We start from the raw sequence: 14,218 nt of genomic DNA on the forward strand, positions 1-14,218 counted from the left end.
ATTTTATAGAAAAATAGAAGGTAAGGGAAGTTCTTATTTTCTTCCTTTAGAAGTTATGCTTAACGTATTGGATAAAAATACTTTTTAATTATGTATATCAGCAACTGTAAGGAGAGACAAAGTTCTATGATAGAAAGTGTCCAACAGCAAAGTGAAAAATTTGACGGATTGGCTGATGATTATAATCGCTATCGTCCTCGCTATCCCCTTACTTTATTTAAGACCATGCTCTTTCCTTTTAAGAACAAAAAGAATTTGTCCATCGTGGATGTAGGCGCTGGGACAGGCATCGCATTAGAGGGGATTGTTAAATTTTTAGGCAACGAGCACCAATATCATGCTATTGATGTATCGGCTGATATGATTAAGCAGGGACAAAGAAAATTTCCGAACGTGCGTTGGTATCAGGGCCGAGCCGAAGATCTATTGCCTCAAATAGGCAAGGTAGATCTTATCGTTGCAGCGCAGGCATTTCAATGGATGGATCGCCCTAAATTGCTTTGCGCTATTTCAGATCAACTTCGAGCCAATGGTGTCATGGCAGTTGTCCAAAATAATCGTGATTTCAAACATAGTGAATTTCTAGAGGTTTATGAGACATTGTTAGAGAAGATGAGTCCAAATTATTCCCGTTATTATCGTAATTTTGATTTTTTACAGGAAATGAGTGATGGCTTTGGGGTAAAAGCAGAAAAAATTTCTTTCCATACGCATAATTGGACGATGATGATCCCGTCTGAATTTTTTATTGGAATGAGCCGCTCTTCAACGCAAGCGCAACGCGCTATTGCGAGCCATGGAAAAGAATATTTGCGGCAATTGGTCGCATTGATAAAGAAATATGAAGTGCAAGGCAATTTGGAGATTTTGTATCGAAGTGAGCTCTATATGTATGCAGGATAATCCGATATCGATGATTGCTTTTGCTCTTTTAGCACATCAGAGTGGGCGCTATTCAGAAAATTAACGCATTATTAAGGCAGACTTTGAGGGAGAAAGGTTTTTTCTTCTTCAGCATTCACATTGACATCTTATTACCGCTGATTTTCATTGTTCATTTAATATGAGAGAGTTTAAATAGAAAACTTATGCTCTGCATTATAGCATCGAAGCGCTTTCTTTACTGCAGTTTAACAACAGATTATTTTATAAAATGGAAAGAGGTAGATTGAATAGAAATGTTTGATAATTCTTTGTTTTTATGATTGCTTTTTATTATTAAATGAGAGTGTTTTTAATAAATTTTGACAAAAATAACTGAAAAAGTACAAAAAATTATCATAATCAGAAATTTGTAGTAAAAAAGTAATGGCTTGGAAGAACCTTAAAAAAACAACTCATTTTGAAATTATCTCTAAATTTAGATTCAGTATAACAAAAAAGTAAAATATAAATATGCTATATGAAGCATTTCTCTTTTTAAAAGATATAATATAAAACAATATATTAATTATTTTTTTTGATATAAGAAAACTTCTTTTATTTTCTATTTTAAATAACGGGTTAGGCCAAGTCTTATGTGGTTTTATTGAAGATGTGTTTTTCAAGGTTTAATCTGGCGCTTTAAATACAATTTTAGAAGTGGCAAATAAGCTCAATTTCTTCTCTGTTGTGATGTGTTGAATAAGTTTTTAATTTTCTATAGAGTTTGATTTTTGCAATCATGATAGATTGTGACAGCTATCTATTTAAGGTTTTTATAAGTTTAGTAAGAATAGCTTGATAATAAATCCATTGAGTTTTCCATCTTTACGCTTCATAAAAGAATAAGCCTGCACCATCCACACTTTCATCTCCCAATGTTGCGACAGCCTTTGACACGGTTCATAAGAGGAGTTTTTAGTCCTTTTTTACAGTTTTATCCATACGCCAATCTCGCTTATTACGTGCAAGCGAATGGTTTTGATTTATTCAACATACACAGATTTGGAATGAGAGAGTTTTAAGATATTCAGCCCTCTCATTTAATATGCAGCATGCTAGATTATGATTATAAATTAAAGTGTTATCTATTTTTGAAATCCATTACTTTGGTTGTGCTTGTCAATATTTCATTTTCATTTATCGTCAACTATTCTACTTTTGGATAATGACTCCATTGTAAGGAATACCTTTAAGAAAGCATTATCGCTTTAAAGAGTCGTTATAGTTTTTTTTGTTTTATAGAAAGATCAATAATGTTAAGCATTGTACTTTAATGAACGAAGAAAGAAAATCATGATGATTACACTAAAACCGGGCGAGGTAACGCTTAGTGAACTTAAAGATATTTATTTTAATGGAGAAGTGGGTAAACTTCATAATAATACGCATTTAGCTATCGAGAAAGGAGCGCAGCGCATTTCTGAAATTGCTGCTGGAAGTAAGCCAGTGTATGGTGTTAATACTGGTTTTGGGAAATTGGCTTCCATTAAAATTGATACGGACAATGTTGCTGTTTTACAGAGAAATCTTATTTTGTCCCATTGTTGTGGGGTGGGAGAACCTTTAGCAGAAAATATTGTGCGTTTGATAATGAGCTTAAAGCTTATCTCTTTAGGAAGAGGGGCTTCAGGGGTTCGTCTAGAATTGATAAATTTGCTGGAAAATATGCTTGCAAAGGGCGTCATTCCTGTCATCCCTGAAAAAGGGTCTGTTGGCGCTTCCGGTGATCTCGCCCCACTTGCTCACATGGCGGCTGTTATGATGGGAGAGGGAGAAGCATTTTTTAAAAATATTCGTATGAGTGGAGCTGCTGCGTTAGAAAAAGCGGGATTGTCCCCTATTATTTTAAAGGCAAAGGAAGGTCTCGCTCTTATTAATGGGACTCAAACCTCAACAGCCCTTGCACTTGCCGGTCTTTTTCGAGGTTATCGGGCATTGTGTGGTGGATTGCTGGCAGGAGCTTTGACAACAGATGCCCTCATGGGGTCAACGGCGCCATTTCATCCTGATATCCATATTTTACGAGGACATTATGGGCAGATTGCCGTATCGAAAACATTAGAAAAACTTGTAGAGAATTCAGAAATTCGTGCAGCACATCTACGGGGTGATGAGCGTGTACAAGATCCTTACTGTATACGTTGCCAGCCACAGGTGATGGGGGCATGTTTTGATATTTTGTTAGCCGCAGCAAAAACACTTATTATTGAAGCAAATGCTGTTACAGATAATCCTTTGATTTTAAGGAATGGTGAGGTTGTATCAGGTGGGAATTTCCATGCAGAACCTGTAGCATTTGCTGCTGATCAGATCGCTCTTGCTTTGTGTGAAATAGGATCTATTTCTCAGCGGCGTATTGCTCTTATGGTTGATCCAGCTGTTTCTTATGGACTTCCAGCTTTTTTAGCGCATAATCCAGGTCTTCATTCAGGTTTTATGATCGCTGAAGTAACAGCAGCAGCTTTAATGTCTGAAAATAAGCAAATGGCCTATCCTGCTTCCGTTGATTCAACACCTACTTCAGCTAATCAAGAAGATCATGTTTCAATGGCTTGCCATGGCGCTCGTCGGTTATTGGTCATGAGTGAAAACCTTTTTACACTTATTGGCATTGAAACGCTTGTTGCAGCACAAGGAATTGAATATCGTGCACCTTTAAAAACAAGTACTTTTTTGCAATCTGTTATGGAATGTTTACGAAAAAATGTTGCTTCTCTTAAGGAAGATCGCTATCTGGCTCCAGATCTTCATCGAGTACATATACTTGTGCGTGAAGGACATTTATTATCTGTTTTACCAGAAACAATTTTTCCTTCATTAAGTTTTCAATAGTATTTGTTTTAAGGTCAATGCTGAAGGGGGGATATTGAATTTTGAAACTTTCTCATATGAAAATATAGAGGAGCAATACTATATTTGAATTATTTAATAAAATGTATATTTATTACTGTATATATCTGATTTTTGTAGTTAACTAGATATTTTGTTATTTTATAGAAACTATAAAATTAAAGCACCTATATTTTCTGATTTATATCAGAAATTTTAATATAAGTTAAATAATATATACGAATTATATATTCGTGATATTATATTTTTATAAATATAAATTATGATATATGTATTGTATCAAGTAAATATAAAATTTTTATTTTATATTCTTCTTATTTTTAATACTTTATGAATTTTATAGTTCATTTTTGATATTTAAAATAAAAAAGGAGAAAAGAATGTTTAAAAGTGCTAAATTATGTGTTTCAATAACAGTTCTTTTTTTCTCTCAAATTCTTGAGATTCATGCAAATTTTAGGAGAGCTAGCTTTCCAGAGGAAGTTTTCATTATGATAGTGGCTCAAGAGAAAGAGCCTCTTATTTCAGCGAAAAACAAAGATTTTATTGCTATCTCAGGGCAAATTCCCAGAGGTAATGAGAACGCTATCATCGGACCAATAATCAAAGATGCTCTTTTTATCGTATATTTTTTTTTCATTGGAAAGCTTGTCGTTAAGACAGCTGGAGTCCTTAAAAGATGGGTTGTAGATAAATTTTCTCATGCTTTTGAAGACTTGCGAGATTCGTATTATCATTGATTGAGCTATTCAATTGGCATAAAAAGTTTGTTTTATGGGCTCAAAGAAAGTTTGCTTAAAGTAACAAAAAATTAATTTTATGCATAGTTAATGTGTTTGTTATGAATTTTTAGGCTTCTATTTCAGTGCACCGAAATAGAAGCCTAAAAGTTTAGATTACATTAAGGTTAATTTTCTCTGTAAAAAACTAGAGAATACGAAATGAATTAAATGACAATTGTGAAAAAATTCATTATCACTTTATTTGAATAAAATAATACGAAATTGTAGGCTATAAAAGCTGAATAATTCGCAATAAAAGTATTTTTTCATTGTTTAGAGCAAAGTGTTGGACTGGCTGGTCTTCGATGTTTTTTGAAATATATTTGTGAAAGAAACATGAGGCTTTATTTATCATAGGGCTGTTATCGTGGTGTGGATTGTCAGCATTTCAAAAAGTAAGGAAAGAAATGGCAATAAATGAACTGAAACGGGGTATGAGTAAGCGCCAAGTTATTTTTTTAGCTCTTGGTTCTGCTATTGGAACAGGTCTTTTTTATGGGTCTGCACAGGCAATTAAGCTTGCGGGTCCCAGTGTTTTGATTGCCTATTGTATTGCTGGTTTAGCTATTTTTATGGTTATGCGGGCTCTAGGAGAGATGATACTTCATAATCCATTGCCTGGTTCTTTTGCTCGTTATGCGGCAAATTACATATCACCATTAGCAGGTTTTTTAACGGGATGGACATATGTATTTGAGATGATTCTTGTTGGTTTGGCTGATATTACAGCTTTTGCGACTTATATGGGTTTTTGGTATCCTGATGTTGCTCCTTGGGTATGGGCACTGAGTATTACATTAATCATCACAGGCATTAATTTAGCTGCTGTAGAAGTCTATGGTGAACTAGAGTTTTGGCTCTCTTCTATTAAAGTTATAGCTATCATTGCGATGATTATTTTAGGAATAGCAATTATTTTTTGGGGGTGGGGTGAAGGTGCAGATTTTTCTACCGTTACTGTTCATAATTTATGGAAAAATGGTGGTATTTTTCCCAATGGTTGGTTTGGTTTTTTAGCTTGCTTTAGTGTTGTTGTTTTTGCTTTTGGTGGCATAGAAATTATTGGCATGGCAGTTATGGAAGTTCAAAACCCTCATCAAACGATTTCAAAGGCAATTAATTCTACTCCAGTTCGTATTTTGCTTTTTTACGTCATGACGTTAGCTATTTTAATGTCTCTTTATCCTTGGAATGAGATTGGTCTTATGGATAGCCCTTTTGTATCTATTTTTGAAAATCTTGGGATTTCGTATGCAGCAAATATTTTAAATATTGTTGTTGTTACAGCGGCTATTTCAGCAATGAATAGTGGAATGTATGGTGCTTGTCGTATGATCCATGGTTTATCGCAGGAAGGTTATGCTTTAAAAAAGTTTCAATATTTATCAAAAAATGGTATACCAGTTTTTGTTATTTTGATGATCTTCGGTATCTTTCTTCTTGGTGCTCTCCTTAATTATTTTTATCATGAAAAGCTTTTTTTTCTTATTGCCGCAATGGCAACATTTGCGACAGTTTTTGTTTGGATGATGATTCTACTTTCACAATTTTCTATGCGAATTAAGATGCCTAAAGAAGCACAGAATGGTTTAAAATTTCCCATTCCATTTTGGCCAATAGGGTCGATTTTTTCTATTTTATTTATGGTTTTTATTTTTATTCTCTTATGGTATTTTGATGAGACACGACCGGTTTTAATTATAGGTGTTAGTTGGATTGCTTGGCTTGTTGTTTGTTTCTATGTACTTAAACTTTATAATTTTAAGCAAAAGAAACGGCAATAAAATGTGAATAGAGATAAAACTCAAAACAAATAGCTGATGTCATCAGGAAAACAGGTGTTTGATTGTTATTCTCTAAAGGTTAGAACAATCTAGATTGAAAAAATCTGCTCGTTATTATTTTGCTTTGGAAGTTTTTGTGAGCCATTGCTTACGGTAACGACCAAATCATATAAATATTAGGCGTTTTTTGATGGTGAGCTGTGCTATCAATATAAGTCTTTCAGGTTAAAATGCCTAACAGCGCAAATAGATTTTACCAGATACAAGATTATAGGCAGATATCTTTTTCTAAACGTATTAATGAAGTTCTGTTTTACAAGAGAAGTTATTGTAAGAATTGTTTTTTTAAGCTCTTTAAAAAATTGGTTGCTTAAATTTTGTTGTTTAGAAAATTACTATTGCTTTTAGAAACGAAGATAAAGTTCTTTATGTCTTTTCTTGAAAAGAAGGGGTGAAGTTTTTTTTTCTATTCTTTTTTCTTAAAGAGAATTGGCGTTGGTAGAAAATAGTGGATAACAAAGTTACATGAGGCATTGTATCATTGTTTTTATAAAAACTTTAATAAACAGCAGCAAGATATTACAATAAAATCTCATAGAAGAGTAAATTAAAAAGAACAATGAACGTGTGACAGTTTTACGATTCTTATTATTATTGCTCTCACAAGAGGAAGGATCAAACTTATTTTTTATAATATTGATACGAGAGTAGTTTTTATTACAAGTGGAGGCGGACAAAATGTACTCCGCAATTGTATTTCGGTGCAAAATTATTCAATATTACCATAAAAGGCGCTCAAGAACACTACGACCAGAAAAAACAATCATCGGAAAGTGGCTTTTTACACGAGAAGTCTTCCAATAGCTCTGAAACACACACAACAACGATTCCGTTTATCCTTGAGGTAACAGGCAAAGTTGATATGGATGTACAATGAGATGCTACGATTATTGCTTCTCATCTGATTTCTGGTCAAGATATCAATGTAATGGAAGAAAGTATGACGGTTGTTAGCATGACAGACCATCATAGCGGTCATTCACAGAGGCATGAAACAGGTTTTGATGGGCATAGATTTGACTTTGTAAGCAGAATTATTGGCGGCAATGACTATACTTACGAGACAGCACCTGCTGGTAGTAACTGGTGGACAGAATGGTGGAGAGTGATCATGAATCCCATAAGCTCCCATACCTGTCTTGGAGATGCGGGTCCGAAATGCCAAAAGTTTTATGGCACATCTCATTTAGAACAAAAGCCTTGAATTAAATCATGGAGGAAAAAATGAAACAAACCTTAAAATTATTAAGTGCGATAATTCTATTGGGTATAGCTGGGTGCCAGTTTAATAAACCTCCTCCAGGAGAGGTGGCTACGTGGGAGAAAAATGGTGTTACTGATTTTACTGAGGTAGGAAAAGCTTTGTTAGAATGTGGTATGCCAAGCCTTATTGATGCCGATCCAGAAAACAGAAAACTCAGCTACAATGCATGGGCAACTATTGATGCCTGTATGGTTCAATCGGGATTTCGTGATAAAGTGGGGGGAGGGACTTGGTGCGAGAATCATAAAGCCGAAGATCTCCCGATTTGTCGTCCAGGCGCTGTTGTTCCACAGCGCAGTGTCAAGAAGCGCTTAAACAGCCCTTTTTGTAAAAAATATAAAAATGCACCTGAATGCAAACCTTAAGTCTTGCTGTTTGTGACGATCAACAATCCCTACCTTCATGTTTCTCATGCCCGTGTGGGGATGGCTTAATTCAGCATGTCAATGCTATTTATTTATGGGGACTACAACTGTTGGCGCAATAATATAAAATATCTATCTTGGTTGTAATCAAAATATTGAGAATAATTATATGCATAACGTTGATAGAATACGATTTAAGTAGTAATTTTGCTGTATTTTTGATATAATATCGGTGGCATAATTATCGGAAAGAGATAAATAACCATGAAGGTTGATAATGTTCATCGTTATTTTGGAAGTGAAAAAACAGCATGTAAAGTAATTTATGGATTGTTTCATAATATCAAATTATTCAAGGATAGGAAAATGAAGCAGATTTTAAAATTATTAAGTGGGATGACCCTATTTGTTATGGCTGGATGTTATCCAGAAAAGCCTTCTCAAACAGCTGTAGATGCATGGGAAAAGTCTGGTGCTGATCAACTTGAGATAAAAAAAGCTCTGTTAGAGTGTGGAATACAGTATCTTGATGGTCGTTTTGATACAGAAACAAGTACTGATGAGAGATTCAATGCAGAGGAGTCTGTGAATGCATGCATGATACAAGCAGGTTTCCAAGATAAATTGGGAAGGGTAAAGTGGTGTGAAAAGTATGAAAATCTTCCAATTTGTCAGCCTGATGCTGTTATTCCTCAGCGAAGTGTAGAGAGGCGCTTGAATAGTCCTCATTGTGAAGAGAACAAAGAGCAGCCCGAATGTCAACCTTAAATATTGATGCTGTTGTAATCAATAATCCTTATATTTTTGTTCTCGCAAGGGGGGCGGGATTGTTTTTCTCAATAGACTAGCAATCTTACATGTGAAAAAATTAGCACAGAGTTATAGGCTTTTTTATTCGTAAATATTGAGGGAGGGGGAAAATGAAAAAAATATTGAAATTATTGAGTGCTATGATTTTTTTTAAGCTCTGTGGGATGTGTTAGTAAATCTCCCCCATCGATATTGGCATGAGGGGAAAAGCCTGGTGTCAATAAATCTATGGTTCAACAAGCACTGTTAAAATGTGGATGGAAACCAATCTACGTTTCTTCTGAAAATATGGATTCGCGTGCAAGTGAATTTGCAGCAATTTATGAGTGTATGACTAAAGCAGGTTATCGGTACAAATTGCAGGATTCAAAGGGAATCTATTTTTCATCAACACCGCGAAGTGATTCATTTTTAGTCAATTTAATGGTAGCAGGGTATCAGAAGGTTATGGACAATGATACTTTGAAACAAAAACAAGATTTGATGTTACGTCTTCAGAATGATAAAAAATAGAAAAGTTTTGAAAAAGTGACATAACAGTAAAATATATTCATCTTTAAAGTAATAGTTCAATGAAAATATTAATAGGGGTGAGGGAGTAAAAGTGCTGCTCTTTTACCCTCGATATAGTTATATTCATTAGAAACTAGCTTAGCAATGTATTATTTTCAGATGATAATAATATTGGGGGATGGTTAGCATTTTTAGAGAAGATTATTCAATATAAAAAATGGCAAAGAATAGCTTTGCTAAAATATCCTCTTTAACGATAATAAATAGATTATTTTTATAGAAATGAGTTTGATGAAATATTTTATTTTGATGTTTTTTAATTTCAGGAAAGTGAGTGTTTTATTGTATTTTAAATTTTATCAGAAGATATTAAAGCGTTATGCAAGTAATTTTGATGTAAATATCTTTTCATTTTATGGTCTATTTCGAGATGATATCTTTTAGAGTGGTTTATTGATGAATTGAAAACATTGATGATAGGAACTTACGAGAAAATTTATTCAATTTTTTCACTAGGTAGTTTACAGCTTTTATATAGAATTAGATACCTACATTAACTTATACGCTAGTGAGCATTTCCTTAGGTTTTTGTTGTAGAAGAAATGGTGCAATTATAACTTTTGTATAGTTTATTTCATAGTGTTGTGTTTTTATTAAGACATTTTGAGTTTTTAAATCTTAACAATTATTCTCATTTTATTGTATTTTTATTTTTGGGTAGTGAAAGAAATTTAAGATTATATCTCTCCAAAGTTTGCCTTTCTTCAAGTTTTTTTGAGATTATTTTTCCGACACTTTGTGTTGCCATTCTCAGCAATTGGGGGATTAGTTCTTTAAGAGAGCGTAATCCTAAATGGTATTATTAAGTTTTTTGTTCTTTCTTTACATAAAATACAAAACATATTATGAAATGCTGTCATTTATCAGTAAAATAGTAAAATAACTTTGTTTATTTTATTCTTATCGTATTTAATGTATGGTTTATTTTTTACCGGCATTTTTTGTGTTTGTTGAGAAAAAGAAAGTTTTGAAAATAATGATAAGCAAGGTATCTAAAAATCGCTTATATTCGTGTGTTTTTACGGCAGCTATTTTTTCTTTTTTGTTAAACACAAATATTGAGGCACATTCTCGTTCATTTGTATTACTGTCATGTGATGAAAACAAATTACCTTATGAATGCAGAGATGGTGCAAAGCATACAATTAGTGATAAAATATATAAGTTCACTGCACCTGTTAAAGAAAAGAATGGGGAAGGTAGTTCTCTCATATTGCCTGCTGCTATAGTAGTACAGGAGCCTAATACAGTTATTCAGGCAATGCGTGTAGAGGTTGAAGGAATTTCAGGTATAGAAGATATTTATGGTGCTGTTGTATCACGAGGGGGAAGAATTGTTTTAAGCGATTCAGCTTTTAAAAATGTATCAGTAGGTCTTAAAGCTGATAGTGGAATAATTGAGGTCAATCGTGGAACAATTGAAGCTTCTCATATAGCTGCTTATGCAGAGAAGCAAGAAGCAGCTGTTAGGTTAACGAATACAAAAATTAAAGTAGAAGGTCAGGGTATTGGTCGAGAGAGTGCTCTTTTCGTTGGTGCTGATGCGGGCATTCAGATGACGGGTGGATTTATTGATGTAAATGATGCCGCTGCACTTTATGTGGGTATAAGGGGAAATGCAACTTTAGATGATGTTACCATTACTTCAAAACGTCAAAAAACAGAAGATAAAGAAAATACAAATGAAAAAATTGCGTATACAGTTTTCAATGTAGACCAGCGTGGTTCTGTTTATTTGAAGAAGACTAATATTGTTTCTACAAATGTTCATGTTTTAATGGTTGGACAAGATTCTAAGGCACAATCCAATGTTGGCTGGAATGAAAATATTTTAATTTCGCGGGTTAATATTGAAGATTCAACAATTAAGGCAATCGGTAACAAACATGGTATGCATTTTGAGATGGGGGGAGGGAACAATGCGTACGAACAAGGACTAGTTTTTTTGAAAAGGACGGTTTTTGAGGTTGCAGATGGAACAGCTATTCATAGTCATAACAGTCGTAGTTATATTGCAGTAACAGAAGGCACAAAAATTTTTGGTGACTTATTATTAACAGCTGAAAAGGGGGGGGCTGTAGCGATTTTGGCTGATTCTTCTTCATTGATAGGAGGAACTCGTGTTGCTGATGATTCTATTGCTGAGCTTTATTTAACAGGAGGATCAAAATGGTTCGTAACAAAAAGAAGGGCGATAGATTCACATATTGCAAACCGTACAAGTTCATTTATTTCATTTGTAAAACTTTCTGATAGTTTGATTGCTTTTGAAACGCCAATGTTTCAGGAGTATCAGACACTTTATATTGGGAAGGGAGAGAAAGAAGTTTATAGTGCGCAAGATAGTGCAGATATTTATCTCAATACACATCTCAGTCGTGATGGTTTGCTTGATAATAAACAGACTGACCGACTTTTGGTACATGGTGATGTTTCTGGGAAAACCACAGTTTATGTGCAATTTGTTCCAGGAAATCAGGGGGAGATAGCAACCGGTGAAAAGGCTCATAGTATTTCACTTATTCAGGTTTCTGGAAAAGCGGCAGAAGATTCTTTTCAGTTAGATCGTGCTTATATTGCATTAGAGGGTTTGCCTTACCAATATTATCTTCATGCTTATGGTCCGAATTCTTCTCTTGGAAATGCACAAACTTCTCAAAGATTGGTTGAAGGAGATGGAGACTTTTGGGATTTCCGCCTTGAAAGTAAATATATTCAGCCTGTTTTAGAGGTGTCTGCTATTCCCCCTTCTGAGTTAAAGGTCAGAGAGGTTGTTCCACAAGTTCCGACCTATCTTTTGTTACCAAATGCTTTGTTTCATGTTGGACTCATGGATATTCGTCATCAACAAAAACAGTTGCAAGCTACGCGGTCTATTTCTCGTAAATTGTTAAAAAACGAAGAGAATTTTGCTTTATCTATTCACAGTTATGGTGGGCGTTATCGTTATGTCTCAGATCTTTCTACACTTAAATATGGGTACGATGGTCATGTTGATTATAACGCTATAAAAACAGATATTTTGCTCAAAACAATAGAAAGCGCATATAGTACGACATTTTTTGGGATTATGGGAACCTATGGAAAGCTTTCCTTACAACCTCGTAACGTGGAACGAAGCCAAAAGAGTACGTTTAATAAATGGTCATTTACGGCATACGCTAGTGTGGAAAACAACACTGGTTTTTATGTAGATGGTCTTTTATCTTATGGTTTGTTTAAAGGGGATGTGCTTACCCATGCTTGGGGTAAGACGGCGACATTAAAAGCAAGTCCTTTGAACGTTTCCTTTTCTGCTGGTAAAGTGTTTATGACAGGATATGAAGATCTTATTTTTGATCCGCAACTTCAGCTTATTTATCAACATCTTCAATTTAATAAGTTTCGTGATATTGATGGATTTGATGTTGAGATGAAAAAAATAGGTCAATGGTTGGTGCGTATCGGTGGGCGTTTAAATAAAACATTTTCAGCATCTGAAAAGGATCGTATCACTTCTTTTTATGGCAATATTCATCTTACTCATTGTTTTGATAAAGAAAAATTTGTTCATTTTAAAGATGTTTTCCAGTTGAGTTCTTTTGGTTCTTCCTTAGAGGTTGGCTTGGGTGTCAATTCACAGTTTTCTTCTAAAGTTACACTTTACAGTGATCTTGGCTATCAGCATACGTTAACAAAGGCGGGTTTTTCTGGAGTTCGTTTTTCTGGTGGATTGCGCTATCATTTTTAATCACTCTTTTTAAAAATAATAAATGTGATTTTCAAAATCTTGTTCTGTTGTCGAGAACTAAAACCACTGTTTGTGCAGAATTTTTTAACAAGAGTCCCATGTACTTTAATAAATATGAAGGTATCACGTTGATTTATTTTTATTGAGTATAGCATTTCTTAAATGCTTTTAAAAAATTGGTCTATTAGATTTTAAATTTTTTTGTCTTGTTTTGGCTATAAATATTTGGGATACCTTCGTTATCATCTTTTTAAAAGAACAGCATTGTTATCTTATTATGCCATAAAACACCGTTGTGTAAGGTATGCTGATATCAGGCATGAAAAAAGGCAGGGGAATATTGTTTGTGCTGATTGAGAGCCTTTGCTTTTAAGGATATGTGAAGGGAAAGAATGCACAACTCTATAGTTTCATGGATAATGGGCATTTTTCTACTTTTAAATTTTGCAAAAAGCGTTTTTGAAGCTTTGGAATCGAGTGCATTATTGTAAGTGGGGAATAAGAAAAGTGGTAAAGTGTGCTTCCTTTCACCATAAGATTCACTATCTTTAATTTTAAAATCAAGATAAATCCTTTGAAGAAATTGTTAGAATTGTTGCTGAATAGATGAACAAGGCCGTTGTTTTGTTTGTTAAATAGAGATGAAATATAACTTTTAAATCGGAGTGAAAGTGGTAAGATTTTCTTCTTTCTTTAAGGCGTGGGGAGAAGAGATTGATCATATCGAAAAAGTCGATGACAAGTTTTCTTTATGGTTTGAAATATGGAGATATTGAAGAGAGTCTATTAAAATGGGGTGTAAAAGTAGATCATCGCTTCCTCAATCATTAGGTTTTGAAAAGGGTAAGAGAAATATCTTTATCGGCTTATTGATAAACGTGGTATTTCCAGTGGGTGCAGTTTTACGCGCTTGTTTTAAAGAGAGTTCTCTCAACGTTCCAAAAGTCCTTTCGCGACGGCGTTTTTGAATAGTCTAACGGTAAATCCATTGAGCCTCCCATCTTTATGCTTATGAAGTAACAAGCTGGCACCATCACACACTTTGCCAGCTTCCAATGTTTTTTGCTACAGCTCTT

Annotated in this window: 10 protein-coding genes; all 10 read left to right on the forward strand. The window is 34.2% G+C overall.

Features of this window, described 5'->3' with window-relative positions:
* Positions 1-126 precede the first annotated feature (126 nt).
* A complete protein-coding gene (locus ACFIM1_RS05910; protein WP_375609453.1) occupies positions 127-903 on the forward strand; it encodes a class I SAM-dependent methyltransferase in 777 nt (258 codons plus the stop codon).
* A gap of 1,314 nt (positions 904-2,217) precedes the next feature.
* A complete protein-coding gene (gene hutH, locus ACFIM1_RS05915) occupies positions 2,218-3,756 on the forward strand; it encodes a histidine ammonia-lyase (protein WP_375608697.1) in 1,539 nt (512 codons plus the stop codon).
* 398 nt (positions 3,757-4,154) lie between these two features.
* On the forward strand, positions 4,155-4,514 hold the full coding sequence (locus ACFIM1_RS05920; protein WP_375609454.1) for a hypothetical protein: 360 nt from the start codon (positions 4,155-4,157) through the stop codon (positions 4,512-4,514).
* A gap of 449 nt (positions 4,515-4,963) precedes the next feature.
* A complete protein-coding gene (locus ACFIM1_RS05925) occupies positions 4,964-6,340 on the forward strand; it encodes an amino acid permease (protein ID WP_375606685.1) in 1,377 nt (458 codons plus the stop codon).
* 1,000 nt (positions 6,341-7,340) lie between these two features.
* On the forward strand, positions 7,341-7,604 hold the full coding sequence (locus ACFIM1_RS05930) for a hypothetical protein (protein WP_375606684.1): 264 nt from the start codon (positions 7,341-7,343) through the stop codon (positions 7,602-7,604).
* Positions 7,605-7,624: 20 nt separating this feature from the next.
* Positions 7,625-8,029 carry a hypothetical protein gene (locus ACFIM1_RS05935; protein WP_375606683.1) on the forward strand — a complete coding sequence of 135 codons (405 nt, stop codon included), beginning with the start codon at positions 7,625-7,627 and terminating at the stop codon, positions 8,027-8,029.
* Between the two features lie 366 nt (positions 8,030-8,395).
* Positions 8,396-8,797, forward strand: coding sequence for a hypothetical protein (locus ACFIM1_RS05940; RefSeq protein ID WP_375606682.1), 402 nt, complete (start codon positions 8,396-8,398; stop codon positions 8,795-8,797).
* Positions 8,798-9,067: 270 nt separating this feature from the next.
* Positions 9,068-9,352, forward strand: coding sequence for a hypothetical protein (locus ACFIM1_RS05945; RefSeq protein WP_375608699.1), 285 nt, complete (start codon positions 9,068-9,070; stop codon positions 9,350-9,352).
* A gap of 1,036 nt (positions 9,353-10,388) precedes the next feature.
* Positions 10,389-13,142: an autotransporter outer membrane beta-barrel domain-containing protein gene (locus ACFIM1_RS05950; protein ID WP_375609455.1), complete on the forward strand. Its 2,754-nt coding sequence runs from the start codon at positions 10,389-10,391 to the stop codon at positions 13,140-13,142.
* Positions 13,143-13,933: 791 nt separating this feature from the next.
* Positions 13,934-14,110 carry a hypothetical protein gene (locus tag ACFIM1_RS05955; protein ID WP_375609456.1) on the forward strand — a complete coding sequence of 59 codons (177 nt, stop codon included), beginning with the start codon at positions 13,934-13,936 and terminating at the stop codon, positions 14,108-14,110.
* Positions 14,111-14,218: the final 108 nt, after the last annotated feature.

Source organism: Bartonella sp. AC158YNML (assembly GCF_042196725.1).
Taxonomy (GTDB): Bacteria; Pseudomonadota; Alphaproteobacteria; order Rhizobiales; family Rhizobiaceae; genus Bartonella.

What these genes read in the sequence shown, in the direction of transcription:
- ACFIM1_RS05910 (WP_375609453.1), top strand. Translation starts at nt 127, where the DNA reads ATGATAGAAAGTGTCCAACAGCAAAGTGAAAAATTTGACGGATTGGCT.
- hutH (WP_375608697.1), top strand. Translation starts at nt 2,218, where the DNA reads ATGATGATTACACTAAAACCGGGCGAGGTAACGCTTAGTGAACTTAAA.
- ACFIM1_RS05920 (WP_375609454.1), top strand. Translation starts at nt 4,155, where the DNA reads ATGTTTAAAAGTGCTAAATTATGTGTTTCAATAACAGTTCTTTTTTTC.
- ACFIM1_RS05925 (WP_375606685.1), top strand. Translation starts at nt 4,964, where the DNA reads ATGGCAATAAATGAACTGAAACGGGGTATGAGTAAGCGCCAAGTTATT.
- ACFIM1_RS05930 (WP_375606684.1), top strand. Translation starts at nt 7,341, where the DNA reads ATGACGGTTGTTAGCATGACAGACCATCATAGCGGTCATTCACAGAGG.
- ACFIM1_RS05935 (WP_375606683.1), top strand. Translation starts at nt 7,625, where the DNA reads ATGAAACAAACCTTAAAATTATTAAGTGCGATAATTCTATTGGGTATA.
- ACFIM1_RS05940 (WP_375606682.1), top strand. Translation starts at nt 8,396, where the DNA reads ATGAAGCAGATTTTAAAATTATTAAGTGGGATGACCCTATTTGTTATG.
- ACFIM1_RS05945 (WP_375608699.1), top strand. Translation starts at nt 9,068, where the DNA reads ATGGTTCAACAAGCACTGTTAAAATGTGGATGGAAACCAATCTACGTT.
- ACFIM1_RS05950 (WP_375609455.1), top strand. Translation starts at nt 10,389, where the DNA reads ATGATAAGCAAGGTATCTAAAAATCGCTTATATTCGTGTGTTTTTACG.
- ACFIM1_RS05955 (WP_375609456.1), top strand. Translation starts at nt 13,934, where the DNA reads ATGGGGTGTAAAAGTAGATCATCGCTTCCTCAATCATTAGGTTTTGAA.